Annotated in this window: 3 protein-coding genes (2 of these 3 cut by a window edge); all 3 read right to left on the bottom strand. The window is 74.4% G+C overall.

Features of this window, described 5'->3' with window-relative positions:
• Tightly spaced (each overlapping or abutting the next), the 3 genes in view from A3Q37_RS08040 to A3Q37_RS08030 form a layout consistent with a single transcriptional unit that may run on beyond the window.
• A protein-coding gene (locus A3Q37_RS08040) for a non-ribosomal peptide synthetase (RefSeq protein ID WP_065480251.1) crosses the window boundary here: on the bottom strand, positions 1-1,150 show its 5' end (the start). Its footprint begins 14,387 nt before the window's first position; the window shows 1,150 of its 15,537 coding nt (coding positions 1-1,150); the start codon lies at positions 1,148-1,150; the stop codon falls past the left edge of the window.
• Entirely contained in the window at positions 1,147-16,713 is a 15,567-nt protein-coding gene (locus tag A3Q37_RS08035) for a non-ribosomal peptide synthetase (protein WP_065479830.1), read from the bottom strand. The genes A3Q37_RS08040 and A3Q37_RS08035 overlap by 4 nt, the downstream gene beginning before the upstream one ends.
• A protein-coding gene (locus A3Q37_RS08030; RefSeq protein ID WP_065479827.1) for a non-ribosomal peptide synthetase crosses the window boundary here: on the bottom strand, positions 16,710-19,634 show its final stretch. 14,436 nt of this gene lie beyond the right edge of the window; 2,925 of the gene's 17,361 nt are visible here — the last part of the coding sequence; its start codon lies beyond the right edge, outside the window; the stop codon is at positions 16,710-16,712. Before A3Q37_RS08030 ends, A3Q37_RS08035 begins: the two co-directional genes overlap by 4 nt.

Here is a 19,634-nt window from a genome sequence, read left to right as displayed (position 1 = left end):
GGCCGGTGACGGCTTCGACGCGCAGCCCGGCGAACTCCTTCGCCTCCCCGGCCGCTTGCTCCTCGGTTCCGGTGTCGACGAGGTAGTTCTCGAAGACGCAGAGGGTGTCGAACAGCGGGCCGCCGGTGTCGGTGAGCTTCTGGATCCGGGCGAGCGCGACATGGTGGTGGGCCAGCAGCGCGGCTTGTTCGTCGGCGGTGCGCCGGACGAGCTCGGCGAGGGTCTCGTCGTGCCGGACCCTGACCCGTACCGGAAGGGTGTTGATGAACAGCCCGACCATGGACTCGGCACCGGCCAGTTCGGCGGGCCTGCCGGAGACGGTGGTGCCGGACACGATGTCCTGCCGCCCGGTCATATCGGCGAGGACCAGGGACCACAGGGTCTGGACGACGACGGGCACGGTGGCGTCCAGCTTCCGGGCGACGGCGACCAGGGCCGCGCCCGACTCGGGTGCCAACTCGACATTCTGGGACGCTGGTTCGGCTTCCGGCTGGCCGTCGAGGGCCGGGGCGATGACGGTCGGCCCGTCGAGACCGGCCAGCGCGTCGCGCCAGGCGCGCTCGTCCGCCTCGGTGTCCTGGGCGGCGGCCCAGGCCAGGTAGTCGCGGTACGGGCGGACTTCGGGCAGGCCGTCGGTGGCGCCGTCGGCCGCGTACAGGGCGAAGAGTTCCTGGACGACGCGGGCCGTGGACCAGCCGTCGAGCAGCAGGTGGTGGTGGGTGAAGAGCAGCCGGTGCCGTTCGGGGGCCAGCCGGATCGCGGTGAAGCGGATCAGGGGCGGCCGGGCCAGGTCGAAGCGGGTGTGCCGGTCGGCGTCGGTGAGGCGTCCGACGCGCCGGTCGCGCTCGGCCGCGTCGAGGCCGGAGAGGTCGACGTCCTGCCAGGGGATGTCCACCGTGTGCGGGACGACGGTGACGGGGTCGCCGTTGCGCCGGGTGCGGAAGGCGGCCTTGAGGTTGGGGTGCCGGGTCAGGAGGGCGCCGGCGGCGCGGCGCAGCCGGTCAGCGTCGAGCGGCCCCGTCAGGTCCAGGCCGAGCTGCACGTTGTACACGTCCAGCGCGCTGTCGTCGTAGGACGACAGGAAGTAGAGCCCCTGCTGGAGCGGGGACAGCGGGAGAATGTCCTGCAATCCCTGGGGTGCGCCGGTCACGTGGTCCTCCACTCGTCTTCGAACTCGTCGATTTCGTCCTGGCTCAGCGACAGCAGGCCGAGGTCGGACGGGGTGTGCCCGGCGGCCTGGGTGCGGGCGGCCGCCACCAGGGTGTCCAGGGCGGTGCGCCACCAGCGGTCCAGGACCGCGATCTCCTCGTCGCTCACCAGGCGGCTCGCGTGGTGCCAGCTGACGGAGAGCTCGGTGCCCGAGGGGCGGCGCAGTGCGGTGATGTCGAGGTCCACCGCGGTGTGGACGCCGAGCGCGGGGGCCGGGCGCCATACGGCGGCCGACTCGGGGCTCGGGGTCCAGGGTTCGGGGGCGGCGTCGGTCTCGCCGACGTCGTAGCGGCCCAGGTAGTTGAAGCCGGTCAGGGGTTCGGGGCGGGCGGCGAGGGCGGCCCCGGATGCGGCATCCAGGTACCGCAGTTGGCCGTAGCCGATGCCATGGTCGGGGACGGCGCGCAGCTGCTCCTTGATCTGCTTGAGGAGCCGTCCGGCCGCGTTGGGGTCGGCGATGGCGGCGTCGGCTCCGGCCTCCGTGAGCCGGCCCCGGAACGGGTACTGGCTGGTGAACCAGCCCACCGCCCTTGCGGGGGCGGCGACTTCGGGGAGTGCGCCGTCGCGGCCGTGCCCTTCGAGCAGCACGAGGGTGCTGTCGTCGCTGCGCCAGCGGCTGTGGGCGAGGACGAACGCGGTGAGCAGGACGTCCTGTTCGGTGCAGTGGAACGCGGCGGTCACCTCGTTCAGGGCGGGTTCGGCCAGGTCGGCGGGGACGGTGGTGATCAGCCGGTGGACGGTGTCCGGGGTGTCGGTGGCGGGGTCGGGTTCCCGGCCGTACGGGGTGGGCCCCGGCTCGCCCAGCACCCGGCTCCAGTAAGGGAGTTCGGTCCGGCGGTCGGCGACGGTTCCGGTCAGGGCCCGGGACCAGGTGCGGAAGGAGGTCTCCACCGGGGGCAGCGGCGCGTCCGGGTCGGCACACAGCTGGGCGAGGTCGGGGAGGAGGATCCGCCAGGACACCGCGTCGACCACCAGGTGATGGGCGACCAGCAGCAGCCGGCCCGGCTCCCCGTCCTCGGGTTCGAGGAGGACGGCGCGCAGCATGCGGCCGCTGTGCGGGTCGAGTTCTCCGATGGCGCTCCGTGAGGCGTCGGTGATCGTGTCGGTGAGGGACGCGCCCGCCCGTACGACGCTCAGCACGTCGTCAGCAAGGTCTGGGCCCTCCGGAACGTGCAGCGTCCACGCGTCGTCCAGCCGGGCGGCCAGCACGGGGTGGTGCGCGACGAGCCGGCCGAGCGCCGGGCGCAGCCGCCCGGCGGTGAGGCCGGGCGGCGTGGTCACCAGGAGGGACTGGTGGTAGGCGCGATGGTCGCCGCCACGAAGGCGCAGCGCGTGCATGACGGGCGTGAGCGGCACGGCCCCGGCCCCCGAGTCGTGCACCAGGGCCGCGGTCTCCTCCCGCCGGGCCACGCGGGCGAGGGCCGAGACGGTCCGCTGTTCGAAGACGTCACGGGGGCTGATCACGAGTCCGCGTCGCCGGGCGGCGCTGACCAGCACGATGGAGGTGATGCTGTCGCCACCGAGTCCGAAGAAGCTGTCGTGCCGTCCGACGGCGGGCAGCTTCAGCAGATCGGCGATCAGTTCGGCGAGGACCCGCTCGGTCGCGTCCTCCGGCAGCTCCCCGTCCCCGGCCGGGTCCGCGACGGCGGGCGCGGGGAGCGCCGAGCGGTCCACCTTGCCGCTCACGGTGAGCGGGAAGCGGTCCAGGACGACGACGTCGGAGGGCACCAGGGCCCCGGGCAGCAGGCCGGCGCAGTGCGCGATCAGACCGTCGGGCGTGGGTGGCGCGGCCGGGCCCTCGGGGGTGACGTACCCGACCAGCCGTGCCGCTCCGCGCAGATCGTCGCGTACGAGGACGAGGGCATCCCGGACATCCGGGTGGCCGAGGAGGACACTGCGCACCTCCTCCGGCTCGATCCGTACGCCGCGCAGCTTCACCTGGTCGTCGGCGCGGCGCAGATACTCCAGCTCGCCGCGCACGTTCCAGCGGGCCAGGTCGCCGGTACGGTACAGCCGCTCCCCCGGGGCTCCGAACGGGTCGGCGACGAAGCGTTCGGCGGTCTGCGCGGTCCGGCCGAGGTAGCCGAGCGCCAACTGCTGCCCGCCCAGATACAGTTCGCCGCTCACTCCGGGCGGTACAGGCCGCAGGGCCGCGTCCAGGACGTAGGCGCGGGTTCCCGCTCCCGGGGCTCCGAGCGGGGCGAGGGGCTGTTCGCCGGGAACGGCGGTACGGGCGGTGACGTCGACGGCCGCCTCCGTCGGCCCGTACTGGTTGACGACGGGGGCCGTGAACACCTCCGCGCAGCGTCGTACGAGGGTGTCGGTGAGGGCTTCGCCGCCGCTGAAGATCCACCGCAGCGAGGTGCAGCGCGCCGCTTCCGGCTCGGCGGCGAACAGGGTGAGCATCGACGGCACGAAATGGACCGCGTGGACGGTGTGTTCGCTGATCAGCCGGGCGAGTTGGGCGGGGTCGCGGTGCGCGTCCGGTCCGGCGAGGACGACGGTGGCTCCGGCGAGGAGGGGGCCGGTCAGCTCCCAGACCGAGACGTCGAACCCGGGGGCCGCCTTGGCCAGCATGCGGTCCCCCGGCCCGAGCGGGAACCGCCGCTGTGTCCAGGCGAGCCGGTTGCCGAGCGCCCCGTGGGGGACGGAGACGGCCTTGGGGCGGCAGGTGGAGCCGGAGGTGTGCAGGATGTACGCGGGCTGCGCGGGGTGGGGTTCGGCAGGGGCGAAATCGGCGGGGGCCGCCGGGCGCGGGTCGTCGAGCAGCACCACCGGCCGGTCGAAGCCGTCGGGCAGCAGATCCAGCCGCGCGCGGTCGGTGAGGAGCACGGGGGGCGGGTTGTCGCCGAGCATCACGGAGAGGCGTGCGGCCGGGTGGTCCGGGTCCAGCGGCAGATACGCTCCGCCCGCTTGGAGCACGGCGTGCACGGCGGTGACCAGCTCCGCCGACCGGGGCAGAAGGACCGCGACGGGTTCGCCGCGCCGCACTCCGTGCTCGCGGAGGCGGGCGGCCAGCGACCGGACGTCCGCGAGGAGTTCGCCGTACGGGATGGTGCGGTCGCCGTCGATCACGGCGGGCGCATCGGGCGCGAGACCGGCTCGCTCGGCGAACTCCCGGGCGGGCGAGACGGGTTGGACGGGCTCCTCGGCGCTGTTCCAGGTGGTGAGGAGCTGGTGCCGCTCGGTGTCGGTGAGCAGACGGCAGCCGCCGACGGGCCGGTCCGGGTGGTCCGCGAAGGCGACCAGGACCCGTTCGTACCAGTCGGCGATCCTGCGTACGGTCGCCGCGTCGAAGAGGCCGGTGCGGTAGGTGATGCCGCCGTTCAACGGACCGTCGGCTCCCGGTTCCTGGACCAGGGTGAACGTGAGGTCGAACTTGGCCGTACGGGTGTGGACGGCGACCGGCTCGCTGTTCAGACCGCCCAGTTCCGGGCCTTCGGCGGTGCGCGTCTGGTAGTTCAGCATGACCTGGAACAACGGGTGGCGTTCCAGGGAGCGTTCGACGTCGAGCAGGTCGACGAGGCGCTCGAAGGGGACGTCGGCGTGGTCGAGTGCGTCGAGCGTGGCGGCCCGGGCGCGGGCGACGAGCTGGGCCGGGGTCGGGTCGCCGCCGACGTCGGTGCGCAGGACGAGGGTGTTGACGAAGAAGCCGACGAGGTCGTGCACTGCCGCGTCGTCGCGTCCGGCGACGAGCGTGCCCACGGGGACGTCGTCGGTGCCGCCGATCCGGTGGAGCAGAACGGCGAGGGCCGCGTGGGCGACCATGAACGGGGTCGCGCCGGTGCGGGAGGCGAGCCGGCGGAGTCCGGCGGTGACCTGCGGGGAGAGCCCGAATTCGACGATGCCTCCGTCGTGGCCGGTGTCCGGGCGGCGCGGCCGGTCCATGGGGAGAGGCAGTTCCGGTGCGAGTCCGGCGAGTTGGTCCTTCCAGTAGCGGACCTGCCGGCTGATCTCGCTGTCCTCGTCGGTCTCGTCGCCGAGCAGCTCCTGTTGCCGCAGGGTGTGGTCGGCGTACTGGAGGGGCAGCGGCGTCCACTGTGGGGACCGGCCGTCGCAGCGGGCGGCGAGGGCGGTCGACAGGTCGTCGAGCAGGGGGCGTACGGACCACTCGTCCCCGGCGATGTGGTGCAGGACGAGAAGCAGCACGTCGCTCGTCCCGTCCTCGGCGGCCACCCGGAACAGGCCGGCGCGCAGCGGCGTCTCCCGGTCCAGGGCGAAGGGCAGGCTCGCGGCCTCGGCCAGCGCGGCGTCCAGGGCGTCGGGGGTCGTCGTCCGGACGGTGAGGGGTACGGGGGCGTCGCCCGGGGCGAGGATGTGCTGCACGGCGCGGCCCTCGCGCTCGGGGAACACCGTGCGCAGCACCTCGTGGCGGGCGGTGAGATCGGCGAGTGCCCGCTCCAGCGCCCGTTCGTCAAGCGTCCCGGTGAGGCGGAGGGCGATGGGCACGTTGTACGCGGCGGTGGGTTCCTCCTCCAGCCGGTGGAGGAACCAGAGGCGCTGCTGGGCGGCGGAGAGCGGCGGTTCGGCGGGGCGCGGTCGGTCGACGGCCGCCGAGGGCCGGGCGGGCGTACGTGCTGCGCGCAGCAGGGCTGCGGTGGCGGCCGGGGTGCGAGCGGTAAAGAGGTCGCCGACGGAGAGGTCCGCGTCGAGGAGCGTACGGGCCCGGCCCACCAGGCTCATCGCGGACAGCGAGTGACCGCCGCGTTCGAAGAAGTCCTCGTGCGGGCCGAAGGAGGGGAGCCCGAGGGCGTCGGCGAAGGCGTGGCAGAGGAGTTCGGTGCGCTGATCGGCCGGTGGCCGGTGGTCGGGGCCCGCCGGGGCGGAGGAATCGGGGGCGGGCAGGGCGGCGCGGTCGACCTTGCCGTTCTCGGTGAGCGGGAGCGCGTCGACGGCGATGAGGTGGGCGGGGACCTGGTAGTCGGGGAGGCGAGCGGCGAGGCGTCGGCGCAGCGCTTCGGTGTCCAGGGTGGTGCCCGGAGCGGGAACCGCGTATCCAACGAGGGCGGGGCCGCCGGGGAGGTCGGTGCGCAGGGTCACGGCGGCGCGGGCGACGCCCGGTTCGGCGAGGAGGCCCGCCTCTGTCTCTCCGGGCTCGACGCGGTGGCCGCGCAGTTTGATCTGGTCGTCGGTGCGGCCCAGGAAGTCCAGGGCCCCGTCCGGCCGGATGCGCACCAGGTCGCCGGTGCGGTACAGCCGCTCCCCCGGGCTCCCGTGCGGGTCGGCGACGAAGCGTTCGGCTGTGCGGCCGGGTCGGCCGTGGTAGCCACGGGCGAGGCCGGCCCCGCCGATGTACAGCTCGCCGGGGACACCGGGCAGCACAGGGCGCAGGGCTGTGTCGAGCACCCTCAGGGTCATGCCGTCGAGCGGCCGTCCGATGGGCAGCGGGCCGGCGTCGGATGCCTCGGGGTCGAGGAGGTGGGCGGTGGCGAACGTGGTGGTCTCGGTGGGTCCGTAGCCGTTCACGACGCGGAGGTGCGGAGCGGCGGCGTGGGCGGCGGCCACCGCCCCGGGGGAGACGACGTCGCCGCCGGTCCACACCTCGCGCAGGGCGGTGAAGGTCTCCGGTGCGTCCTGGGCGAGGAGCGCGAACAGTCCGGCGGTGAACCAGGCGCTGCCCACTCCCCCGCCCCGGCCCGCGCCGCCGGTCAGCAGCTCGCGCCAGCGTGCCGGGTCGAGGGGCGCGTCGGGAGCCAGGACGAGTTCGCCGCCGCGCAGCAGGGTGCCCCAGATCTCGTGGGTGGCCGCGTCGAAGGAGTGCGGGGAGTGCACGAGGACCCGCCGGTGGGCGTCGCCCGCGAACCGGCTGTCCTCGGCAAGGGCGAGGACGGCGCTCTCGGGGACGGCGACGCCCTTGGGCTCGCCGGTGGAGCCGGAGGTGTACATGACGTAGGCGAGCCGGTGCGGGGCGGGAGGTGCCGGGAGCGTACGAGGAGCTGAGGGCGTGCTCCCGCCGTACGGGTGGAGCACCGGGACCGGTCCGAAGGCGTCGGTGCCGGTGCCGGAGCGGCAGATCAGGGCGACCGCGTCGGCTGCGCCGAGGACGGTGCGGATGCGTTCGGCGGGCCAGTCGGGGTGCAGGGGCAAGTAGGCGGCTCCGGCCCAGGCCACGGCGAGTTCGGCGACGACGAGGTCCACCGAGCGTGGCAGCAGGAGGGCCACGACGGACTCGGGTCCGGCCCCCACCTCCCGCAGCCGCCCCGCGAACTCGGCTGCTCGCGCGACGAGTTCCGCGTACGTCACCGGCTGCTGCCCGCCGTCGAGGGGCCGTACGGCGATGGCGTCGGGCGTGTCGGCGGCGACGGCCGCGACCGTTCCGGCACAGCCCAGGGCGGCGGGGATGCCCGGCCGGCCGCTGAGTGTGGCGGAGGCGTCCGGGGCGAGGTCCACCTGTCCGGCGGGGAGGTCGGGCCGGTGGGCGAGGAGGTCCAGGGCGCGCGTCAGCCAGTCGAGGACGGCACGGGCTGCCGCGCTGTCGTACAGGTCGGGGCGGTGCTTGAGGACGAGCCGCAGCCGGCCGCCCTGGAGGGTGATCGCGAGGGTCAGCGGGTAGTGGGTGGCGTCGCGCCCGCCGACGCCGCGTACGTCGAGCCCTGCGGCGCGTTCACTTCCAGAGAGCGCGTCGTCGTCGAAGGGGTAGTTCTCGAAGACGGTCATGGTGTCCAGCAGTGCGGGCAGGCCGACGAGTTGCTGGATGTCGGCGAGGCCGAGGTGCTGGTGGTCGAGCAGGGCCACCTGGCGGGCGTGGAGATCGGCCACCGCGTCGCCCAGGGTGCGGGCGGGAGCCGCACGTACGCGAGTGGGCAGGGTGTTGACGAAGAGTCCCAGCATCCCTTCCACGCCGTCGAGTTCGGCGGGCCGGCCGGAGACCGCACCGCCGAAGACGACGTCGTCGCGTCCGGTGAGCCGGGACAGGACGAGCCCCCAGCCCGTCTGGACGACGGTGTTCAGGGTGGTGCCGGTGGTGCGGGCGCGGTTCTGGAGCGCGGCCGTGAGGGCGGAGTCGAGGACGGTGGCGGTCTCCTCGGGGATCAGGGCGGCGGCCGGGGTGTCGCCGGGGGCGATGAGGGTGGGCTCGGTGACTCCGTCGAGCGCGGTGCGCCATGCGGCTTCGGCGGCGGGGCGGTCGCGGTCGGCGAGCCAGCGCGCGTAGTCGGCGAAGGGGCGGCGGCGGACCGGGGGGCGTCCGGCATAGGCGTCGAACAGGTCGGTGAGCAGGAGCGGCGCGGACCAGCCGTCGAGCAGCAGGTGGTGACTGGTGAACAGCAGCCGCCACCGGTCGTCGGCGGTGCGGATCAGGGTGAAGCGGAGCAGTGGTGGCTGGTCCGGGGCGAAGGGGCGGACGCGGTCTGCGGAAACCAAGGCGGCCAGGGCATCCGTCACCGGGGCGCCCGGGCACGCGCGCAGGTCGTGTTCGGTCCACTCCGGTGCGGTGTCGGCGGTCGTGTACTGGACCAGGCGGCCGGTGCTGAGGCGGCGGAATCCGGCGCGGAGGTTGGCGTGCCGGTCCACGACGGCCCGCGCGGCGTCGCGCAGACGGCCGGGGTCGAGCGGTCCGCTGATCTCCAACTCCAGCTGGACGACGTACGGATCAGCTCCGGGCTCCACGGCCAACGCGTGGTAGGCGAGACCGTGTTGGAGTGGCGTCAGTGGCAGTACGCCGTCGAGTGCGGGGCTCGCCGCTTCCAGCTCGGCGATCTCGTGCTGGTCGAGGGACACCGGGAAGTCGCCCGGGCTGTGTCCCGCGAAGCCGGGTTCGTCGCGGCGGTGGACGAGTTCGGTGAGGGCGGAGGTGAACCGGTCGGCGAGGGCCCGCATCCGCTCGAGATCGATGACATCGGTGGCGTACGTCCAGCGGACGGTGAGGATGGGACCCTCGGGGCCGTCCAGAGTCGAGGCGTTGAGGTCCAGGACGTGCCCGTCGAGGAGCACGGGCTGCGGTCCCGGGTGGACCGCGTCGGATTCGGACGCGGGGACCCAGTGCCCGTCCGGGGTGTCGGCGGTGAACCGGCCGAGGTAGTTGAAGGCGGCCTGGGCCCCGCTGGGGGCCTGCCCGTACAGCGCCCCGTACCCCGTCCCCCGGCCGGGAACGGCCGCGAGCCGGTCCCGGACCCGCTTGACGTCCTGGCCGACTCCTCCGGTGCCGGGGTCCAGCCGGACGGGGTACTGGGTGGTGAACCAGCCCACGGTACGGGAGAGACCGGCTCCTGGAGCCAACTCCTCATGGCGGCCGTGGGATTCGAGGTCGACCAGGACCGGAGTGTCGCCGCCGACGGCGTGGACGAGTGCGGCAAGGAGGAGTTCGTCGGGGCGTGCGTGGAACGCGGCGGCGGTGGCGGCAAGGAGCGGCGCGGTGAGATCGGGGGCGAGTTCGGTGCGCAATTCGCCGGGGGTGTGCGGGGTGTTCGCCGCGTCGTCGGGGGCGAGCGGGGTGGGCCGGTCGGCCAGGACGCCGTCCCAGTGGGGCCGTTCGGCGGCGAAGCGCTCGGGGTCCTCGTACAACTCACCCGACCAGTGGGCGAAGGAGGTGCCGGTCCGGGCCGGCGGGGTGCCGGTGGCGACGGCGTGCGCGAGGTCGGGCAGCAGGATCCGCCAGGACACGCCGTCCACGGCCAGGTGGTGAACGAGGAGCAGCAGCCGACCGTCCCGGCCGGGCCCGCGCGGGAACCAGACGGCCCGCATCAACACACCCTGCGACGGGTCGAGTTCGGCCGCACGGGCACGGGACTGGGCCTCCACGGCCCGGCGTAGTTCGGTGTCGTCGCCGTCGACGGGGACGACGGTGAGGAGGGTCGCCGGGTCGGGTGCGGCATCGGAGGGGGTGAGCCGGGGGCGGCCGTCGGGGTGGTCGGTGGTGACGCGGGCGCGCAGCAGGTCGTGGGTGGCCAAGAGGTGCCCGAGCGCGGTCCGCAGGCGGTCCTCGGTGAGCGTGGACTCGACGGTGACCAGCATCGACTGATGGAAGCCGCGCCAGTGGTCGGGCTGCCGGCGCAGCCAGTGCATGAGCGGGGTGAACAGGGCCGGCGCGGCTTTCCGGTCAACGTCGCTGTCCGGTGCGGGCTCGGTGTCCGCGTGCGGGGCGACGACATCGGCGAGGGCGCGCGGGGTGGGGTGCTCGAAGATCTGCCGGGCGCTGAGCGCGAGGCCCGACTTCCGTGCGCGGGAGACGAGTTGGATGGAGGAGATGCTGTCGCCGCCGAGCGCGAAGAAGGAGTCGTCGCCGCCGGGCGGCCCGTCCAGCCGCAGAACGTCCGCGAACAGGTCCGCCAGCGTGGCGGCCGTCCCCGTCAGCGGGGTGTCGTCGGCGGTGGCGACGAGCGGGACGGGCAGGGCAGCGCGGTCCACCTTGCCGGTGGGGCCGAGCGGCAGGGCGGGCAGCACGGTCAGGGTGGCGGGGACGGCGTAGTCGGGCAGGGTACGGGCCAGCTCTGTACGCAGCCGGTCGGGGTCGAGGTCCGCTCCGGGCCGGGCGACGGCGTAGGCGGCGATGAGCTTGTTGCCCGGCCGGTCCTCGCGGAGCACGGCGGCGGCTTGGCATACGCCGTCCAGGGCGGTCAGGGCGGACTCGATCTCGCCGAGTTCGATACGGAATCCGCGCAGCTTCACCTGGTGGTCGGCGCGGCCCAGATACTCCAGCTCACCGTCGGCGCGGCGGCGGGCCAGGTCGCCGGTGCGGTACATCCGGGTGCCGGGCGGACCGTACGGGTCGGCGACGAAACGGGTCGCGGTGAGGCCGGGGCGGCCCAGGTAGCCGCGGGCGAGCCCGGACCCGGCGACGTACAGCTCACCCGGGGTGCCGGGCGGGACCGGTCGCAGCGCCGCGTCCAGGACGAGGGCCGCTGTCCCGGCGACGGCGGTGCCGACGGGGACGGGGCTGGTGTCCTCGGCGCGCAGGAGGTCGGGGTCGCAGCGCCAGAGTGTGGCGTCGACGGTGGTCTCCGTGGGCCCGTAGGAGTTGAACATGCGGGTGCGGGGAGCCCAGGCGCGGACGAGGGCGGGGGTGCAGGCCTCTCCGGCGACGATGAGCGTAGTGCCGGGGGCGATGGCGTCCTCGGGGAGTGCGGCGAGGACGGCGGGCGGGACGGTGAGGTGGGTGACGCGGTGTTCGGTGAGGAATTCCGCGAGCGGTTCGCCCAGGCGTCGGTCGGCGGGCACGATCTCCAGGGCCGCGCCGGAGAACAGCGCCATGACGATCTCCCACACCGACGTGTCGAAGCTCAGCGAGGCGAACTGGAGGACCCGGTCGCCGGGCCCGGCCCCGAAGGCGTCGGCGAGGGTGCGGGCCAGCGCGGGCAGCCCGGTGTGGGTGACGGCCACGCCCTTGGGGCGGCCGGTGGAGCCGGAGGTGTAGATGATGTACGCCACCGCGTCGGGCCGCTGGGTGCGCCAGAGGCCGGGGTCGTCGGCGGACCGGACGCGCAGGGAACCGTCGATCTCCAGCCGGGGTACGCCGTCGGCGGCGGCTGTTCCGGAGGCTGTTCCGAGACCTGTCCCGGGGCCGGTCAGGACGAGAGCGGGGGCCGCGTCGGTGAGCATGTGGGCGATCCGGTCGGCCGGGTAGTCCGGGTCGACCGGGAGGTAGACGGCTCCGGTCTTGGCGACGGCGAGGAGGGCGACGACGGCCTCAACGGTGCGGGGCAGCATGACCGCGACCCGGTCCTGCGGCCGTACCCCATGGGCGATGAGGTCGTGGGCCAGGGCGTTCGCGGCGGCGTCGAGCTGCCGGTAGTCCAGTTCCGTCCGGTCTCCCGTGGCGAGGTCCGGTCCGGCGAGGGCAGGGGCGTCGGGGTGGGCAGCGACGGCGGCGGCGAAGAGGCCGGGCAGGGTGGCGGTGGCGTCGCCGTGCGGTACGGCGGTGTCCTCATGGCGGCCGAGGAGCGCGGTGCGCTCGGCGGGGCTGAGGATCTCCAGCCGGTGCAGGGGTGTCGTGGGATCGGCGACAGCCTCGGCCAGGAGACGGACGAGCCGGTCGGCGAGAGCACGCGCGGTCGCGGGTTCGAAGAGGTCCTCGGCGTATTCGAGGACGCCTTCGATGCCGTCCGCTCCGTCGCGCTCGGCGAGGGTGAAGGTCAGGTCGAACTTGGCGGAACGGCCGAACGCCGGGACGGTCGTGGTGGTGAGTCCGGGCAGCCCGATCTCGCCCGCCTGCCGGTTCTCGTACGCCAGCATCACCTGGAAGAGCGGGTGGCGGGAGAGGGAGCGGTGCGGGGCGAGCGCGTCGACCAGGTGCTCGAAGGGCACATCCGCGTGGGCGTAGGCGGCGAGGTCGGTGTCCCGGACCCGGTGCAGGAGGTCGCGGAAGGACGGGTCGCCGGACAGGTCGGTGCGCAGGACGAGGTTGTTGACGAAGAAGCCGACGAGATCGTCCAGTGCGCTGTCGTGGCGTCCTGCGACCGGCGTGCCGATAACGATGTCCTGGCCGGCCCCGGTGCGGGCGAGCAGGGCGGCGAGCGCCGCGTGGGCGACCATGAACAGCGAGGTGGACTCGGTGCGGGCCAGGGTGCGCATCGCGGTGTGCACGGCGGGCGGCACGGTGAACCGGGCGAAGCCGCCCCGGTGGCTCGGGACCGGCGGACGTGGCCGGTCGGTGGGCAGGGGAAGTTCGGCGGGGAGGTCGCGCAGGGCCTCCCGCCAGTGGTCGAGCTGGGCGGCGACGACGCCGTCCGGGTGCGGTGCGTCGTCGTCCCAGCCGAGGGTGGCGCGCTGCCACAGGGTGAAGTCGGCGTACTGGACGGGCAGCGGCGGCCAGGCCGGGGCTTCGCCTCCGGTGCGGGCGGCGTAGGCGGTGGCGAGGTCGGTGAGGAGCGGGCGGGCGGACCACTGGTCGGCGGCGATGTGGTGGACGACCAGCACGACGACGTGCTGGTCGGGGCCGATCCGCAGCAGACCCGCGCGCAGCGGTACGTCCCGCTCGACGTCGATGGACGTGCGGGCCATCTCCTCGACGTACAGGCGGAGTTCGTCCTCCACCCCGGTGGCGTCGGTGACCGTGAGCGGATCGGGCAGGTCGGATACGTCGACGATGTGCTGGCGCGGCTGCCCGTCGGTGGCGGGGAACACCGTGCGCAGGCTTTCGTGACGGGCCATCACGTCGAGGACGGCGGCGCGCAGGGCAGGAACGTCCAGGGGTCCTGTCAGCCGGGCGGCGAAGGGGATGGTGTAGTCGGAGCCGACGCCGTGGAGCTGCTGGAGGAACCACAGTCGGCGTTGGGCCGGGGAGAGCGGCAGGGTGGTGGGGCGCGGCCGTGGCCGGAGCGGTTCCGGGGCCCGGCCCGCGTGGTGGACGCGGCGGGCGAGAGCAGCAACGGTGGGGGCTTCGAAGACGTCGCGTACGGACAGGGTTACGTTCAGGGCTGCCCGGATCCGGGAGGCGATGCGGGTCGCGAGCAGGGAGTGGCCGCCGAGGGCAAAGAAGTCGTCGTCGGCTCCGATGTGTTCGCGTTCGAGGACCGCCGCGAAGAGGTGGGCGATGATCTCTTCCTGCGGGGTCGCCGGGGCGCGCCCGCCGAGGGTTGTGGCTTCCTCGGGATCGGGCAGGGCGTTGCGGTCGAGCTTGCCGTTGCCGGTGAGCGGCCAGTGGTCGACGGGGATGACGGCGGCCGGGACGAGGTAGTCGGGCAGCCGTTCGCGCAGGGCCTCGCGGAGGCGGTCCGGGGCGAGCGGGCCGGCGGCGGGGGTGGCGTAGGCGAGGAGGCGGGTGCCGCCGCCGGGTGCGGGGCGGGCCAGGACGACGGCGTCGGCCACCTCGTCGAGGGCGGCGAGTGCGGCGCGGGCCTCACCGGGTTCGACGCGGAAGCCCCGGATCTGCACCTGCTCGTCGGCTCGCCCGAGGTAGTCGAGTTCACCGTCGGCCGTCCAGCGGGCCAGGTCCCCGGTGCGGTACATGCGGGTGCCGGGCGGGCCGTACGGGTCGGCGACGAAGCGGATGGCGGTGAGGGCGTGCCGGCCGAGGTAGCCGCGGGCCAGGCCGGGCCCGGCGACGTACAGCTCGCCGGTGGCACCGGGGGCGACGGGGTGCAGGGCGGAGTCGAGCAGCCGCGCGGAGAGGTCGTCGAGGGGCCGGCCGACGGGACTGAGCGGGGCGGCGTCCGGCCCGGACGCCTCGTCGGCTTCCAGCACCCGGTGGGTGACGTGCACGGTGGTCTCGGTGATGCCGTACATGTTCACGAGCTCGGGGCCGTCGTCCCCGTACCGCTCGAACCAGCCGGTGAGCCGTGCCGGGTCGAGCGCTTCGCCGCCGAAAACGACGGTATGGAGGGCGAGTTCGCCTTCGCCGGAGGTCTCCTCCTGGCCGAGCAGGACGTCGGCGAGCTGATGGAAGGCGGACGGGGTCTGGTTGAGCACGGTGACGCGTTCGCGGCGCAGAAGGGCGGCGAACTCCTCGGGCGCGCGGGTCGTGGCGCGCGGGACGACGACGAGGCGTCCCCCGTACAGCAGCGCCCCGAAGATCTCCCAGACGGAGAAGTCGAAGGCGTAGGAGTGGAAGAGGGTCCAGACGTCGTCCGGGCCGAATCCGAAATCGTCGTTGGTGGCGTCCAACAGCCGCAGCACATTGTGGTGTTCGACGACCACACCCTTGGGGCGCCCGGTGGATCCGGAGGTGTGGATGACGTAGGCGGCGGCGTGCGGGGAGATGCCGGGGGCGGTGTACGCGGCGTCGCCCGGGGCCGCCGCCGGGATGTCGTCGAGGGTCAGCCAGCCCACGCCGGGACGGTCGGCGGACCCGTCGGTGGCGGGCAGGCTGTCCCGGTGCGCCGACGAGGTCGCCAGGCCCACCACCGGTCGCGCGGAGGCGAGTTGGAAGCCGACCCGGTCGGCGGGGGCGTCGGCGGGCTGCGGCAGGTAGGCCGCGCCGGTCTTGAGGACGCCGAGGATCGCGGCGATCTGCTCGGCGGACGGTTCAACGGAAAGGGCGACAAAGGTCCCGGGGCCCGCGCCCTGTGCGTCCAGCAGGCGGGCGATCCGGTCGGACAGGGCGTCGAGTTCCCGGTAGCTCAACGCACGGTCGCCGTCCGTTACGGCGATGGCGTCGGGGTCCAGAGCGGCGGCCGCCGCGAAGCGGTCCGGGATGGACCCGGACGGGGTTTCGCTCTCGGGGGCCAGGGCCTCGCCGTCCTCCAGAACGCGGCGGCGGTCCTGTGCGGTGAGCAGTCCCACACTCCCCGCCGGGGCGGTGGAGTCGGCCGCCAGGGTCTCCAGGACGCGGACGTAGGCGGTGCCGAGGGCGCGGGCCCGGTCGGCGGTGAGGAGGTCGGGCCGGTAGCGCAGGGCGATGCGGGTCTCGGGGCCGGGGTGGACGACGACGGTGACGGGGTAGTGGGTGGCGTCCTCGCCGCGCACGGACCGCACGGTGAGCCCGCCAGCCGCCTGGGCTTCGGCGAGGCCCTGACTGTCGACGCCGAAGTTCTCCACCACCAGCAAGGTGTCGAACAGCTCGCCCAGTCCGGCCAGTTGCTGGATATGCGGCAAGCCGAGGTGTTCATGTCCGAGGAGCTTCGTGCGGCCGGCCTGGAGGGCGGTGGCGATGTCCGCGAGCGGGGCGTGGGGCGGTGCGTGCACGGCGACGGGCAGGGTGTTGATGAACAGGCCGATCATGGACTCGGCACCGTCGAGGTCGGCGGGCCGGCCGGAGACGGTGGTGCCGAACGCCACGTTCGCGCGGCCGGTCAGCCGGGCCAGGGCGACGCCCCAGGCCGCCTGGTGGACGGTCGCCGTGGTGACCTGCCGGGCGGCCGCGAACGCGGCGAGCCCTTCGCCGACTTGGACGGAGAGCCGCAGATCGAGCTGGACGGGCGGCTCGGGGACGGCGGCGGCTCCGCCTGCGGCGGTCGGGGCGAGGAGGGTGGGCTCGGGCAGCGGGGCGAGGGCTTCGCGCCAGGCGGTCTCGGCGGCGGGCCGGTCCTGCGCGGCCAGCCAGGCCAGGAAGTCCCGGTAGGGGCGGACCGTGGGCAGGGCGGGAGCAGCGGGGGCCTTGGTGTGCTGGGCGTAGGCGGCGAACAGTTCCTTGCCGAGCAGAGGAACCGACCAGCCGTCCAGCAGGATGTGATGTGCCGTCAGGACGAGGGTGTGGTCCTGGTCGCCGTGGCGCAGCAGGGTGAGACGCAGCAGCGGGGGCCGGGTCAGATCGAAGCGGTGGGCGCGCTCCTCGTCCAGGATCCGCTGCTCCTCGGCCCGCTGCCGTACGGGGTCGGCGTCCCGCAGGTCGACCTCCCGCCACGGCACCTCCGCCGTGCGGGGAATCACCTGGACCGCCCGGTCCAGCCCTTCCTGGAGGAACGCCGCCCGCAGGTGGGGGTGGCGGTCCAGCACGGTGTCGGCGGCGCGGCGGAGGGCAGTGGTGTCGAGGTCCCCGTCGAGGCGGAAGACGAGACGCATAGTGTAGACGTCGAGCCCATCGGTCGCACCGGGGGTTCCTCCGGTGTCGGAGAGGTCCGCGTGGAAGAGCAGGCCTTCCTGAAGGGGCGCCAGGGGAAGGATGTCTTCCAGGCCGTGGTCCGCACTCACCGGTTCCTCCAACGTGCTTCGAGCATGGCTGTCTGTTCGGGGCTGAGCGGGGACAGGCCGTGGGCGGGCCTGCCGGTGGGCGGGTCGGCGGGGCCGGTGGTGGGCTCCGGTCCGTCCCTGAGATCGGGTCCGTCCACGGCCAGGGTGGTCAGCGCGCGCTGCCAGCAGTCGGCGAGGTGGTGCGCTGACCTGTCGTCGAGGGCGGCCGGTGACCAGGTGAGCCGGGTGTCCAGCAGGGGGCCCTCGGGGGTGTCCCGCGTGAGCGCGTTGATCTCGACCGCGTGGGCCATGGCGAGCGTGTCGTTGATCGCTCCCCCGAGCACGCCCGCCTCGGGAGCCGGGGTCCAGGCCGCTCCCCCGCCGGCCGGTGACGTACCGAACCGCCCCAGGTAGTTGAACGCGACGAGGGGTGCGCCGGCAGGTTCCGGCTCCCGCGCCGTGTCCGCCCCATAGCGCAGCAGGCCGTAGCCGATGCCGTTGTCGGGGAGACGTTCCAGGTGGTCACGGGTCCGCGCGAGGGTGTCGGCGGGCGGTTCGGTGGCCGTCGCGGTCAGCCGTACGGGGTAGAGGCTGGTGAACCAGCCGACGGTACGGGAGAGGTCGGCGCCGTCCTCGATCTGCTGTTCCCGGCCGTGGCCCTCCACATGGGCGGCGAAGTCCACCCCGTCGCGCCCGCTCCACTCGCGTACGGCACGGGCCAGCGCGGCGAGCAGGAGATCCTGGACGCGGGCGCCGTGGCGATCTGCCGCCCCGGTGAGCAGGGTGCGGGTGGGCGTGCTCTCCAGGGTCCGGACCAGGTGGCGGGCCTGGGCGACCGTGCCCAGGCCGTGCGGCTCAACGGAAGGGGCACCGGGCGGGGTCGGCAGCCGGTCGGGGGCGGCGAGAATGTCGTCCCAGAGCGGGAGTTCGGCGGTGCGGGTGGCCGTCTGCCGTCGCAGCGTGTGGGCCCAGCTCCGGAACGAGGTGGTGACGGGCGGAAGTTGAGGGGTCCGGCCCTGCTCGATGTCGCTCCAGGCCTGGGCCAGGTCGTCGAGGAGGATACGCCAGGAGACGCCATCGACGGCCAGGTGGTGGACGACGAGCAGCAGCCTGCCGGGCTGTCCGGCGTGCCCGGGGTAACTGCGGGCCCTCACCATCAGTCCCGCTGCCGGGTCGAGTTGGGCGGCGAGTTCGTCGACCTCGCGGGCCAGCGCCTCGGGGGTCGCCCCCGTACCGGACGGGCCTTCGTCCAGCGCCGGCTCGGCTCCCGCCTCCGGCTCCGGGATCGTGAAGGCCCCGGCGTCCAGGTCGATGCGGGCGCGCAGCACGGAGTGGTGGCGCAGGACCGCGCCCAGGACCTCCGCCGTCTCGGCCGGGGCGATGGCGGACGGCAGGGTCAGCAGCATGGACTGGCTGAACCTGCCGGTGGGGCCGGGCCGTTCGGCGATCCAGCGCATGATCGGCGTGAGGGGCGCGGTTCCGGTGTCCGGGAGGGCGGGGGCCGATGGGCCAACCCCCGGGTCCGACGACCGGCCGGAGACGAGCGCGGCCAGGGCCCGGACCGAGGTCTGCTCGAAGACCTCGCGCGGGGTGAGGCGCAGCCCGGCGGCGCGGGCGCGGGCCACCAGCTGCATGGAGAGGATGCTGTCGCCGCCGAGGGTGAAGAAGCTGTCCTCCGCGCCCACCGAGGGCAGGGCCAGTACCTCGGCGAAGAGCGCGGCCAACGTCTCCTCCACCGGCCCTTCGAGGGCGGTGTCGCCGGTGGCCGCGCCGAAGTCGGGGGCGGGCAGGGCGTCGTGGTCGAGCTTGCCGTTGGCGGTGACGGGCAGCCCGGGAACAGTCACGAAGGCGCTGGGCACCATGTGGTCGGGCAGGACGCGAGCGAGGGCGGTGCGCAGGTCGGCCGGGTCGACCCCGGCCGCCGAGTCCCCCGCCGGGACCAGGTAGGCCACCAGCCGGCGCGGCCCCGCCGGGTCGTCCTGGCGGAGTACGACGGCCGCCGCGCGGATCTCCGGGCGGGCCTGGAGCGCGGCGACGATCTCGCCGGGCTCGACCCGGAAGCCCCGGACCTTCACCTGGTCGTCGGCGCGCCCGTGGTACAGCAGGGAGCCGTCCGGCGTACGGGAGACCAGGTCGCCGGTGCGGTACATGCGGCTGCCGGGCGGGCCGCCGGGCTCGGCGGTGAAGCGTTCGGCGGTCAGCCCCGGGCGGCCCAGGTAGCCGTGGGCGACGCCGGGCCCGGCCACATACAGTTCGCCGGTCGCGCCGGGCGGTACGGGCCGGAGCAGGGTGTCCAGGACATGCGCGCGTACGCCGTGCAACGGGGTGCCGATGGGCGGGGTCGCGCCGGGTAGGAGGGGCGCGCTCATGGTGACGCAGGCGGTGGCCTCGGTGGGCCCGTAGGCGTTGACCATGCGGCGGCCGGGTGCCCAGCGGGCGGTCAGCGGGGCGGTGCACGCCTCGCCGCCGACGATCAGGGTGCGCAGGCAGTCGAGCCCGTCCGGTTCGAGCCCGGTGAGGGCGGTGGGCGGGATCAGGGCGTGGCTGACGCGACGCCGGGCGATCGTCTCGCCGAGGAGCGGTCCGGCGAGCGGTCCGGGTTCGGGGACGACGAGGGTCGCGCCGGTCGCCAGGGCCATCAGCGTCTCCATGACGGAGGCGTCGAAGGACGGGGAGGCCAGCTGGAGGACCCGGCTGCCGTCGTCGATGCCCAGCCGCTCCGCCTGCGCGGTGGCGAGGGCGGCGAGGCCCCGGTGCGGGGTGATCACCCCCTTGGGGCGGCCGGTGGAGCCCGAGGTGAAGATGACGTACGCGGGGTGGTCGGGGGTGACGGCGGCGTCCGGGGCCGGCACGCCCCCAGGACGTATTGGTGCGTCGGTCAGGAGCGCGTCCGGATAACGGTCGGCGAGCGCACCGTGCGTGAGGATCCCCGCCGGGCGGGC

Origin of the sequence: Streptomyces sp. PTY087I2 (genome assembly GCF_001687325.1) — a bacterium.
In the GTDB taxonomy this organism is placed as follows: domain Bacteria; phylum Actinomycetota; class Actinomycetes; order Streptomycetales; family Streptomycetaceae; genus Streptomyces.
This window is presented reverse-complemented; position numbering and strand designations above follow the sequence as displayed.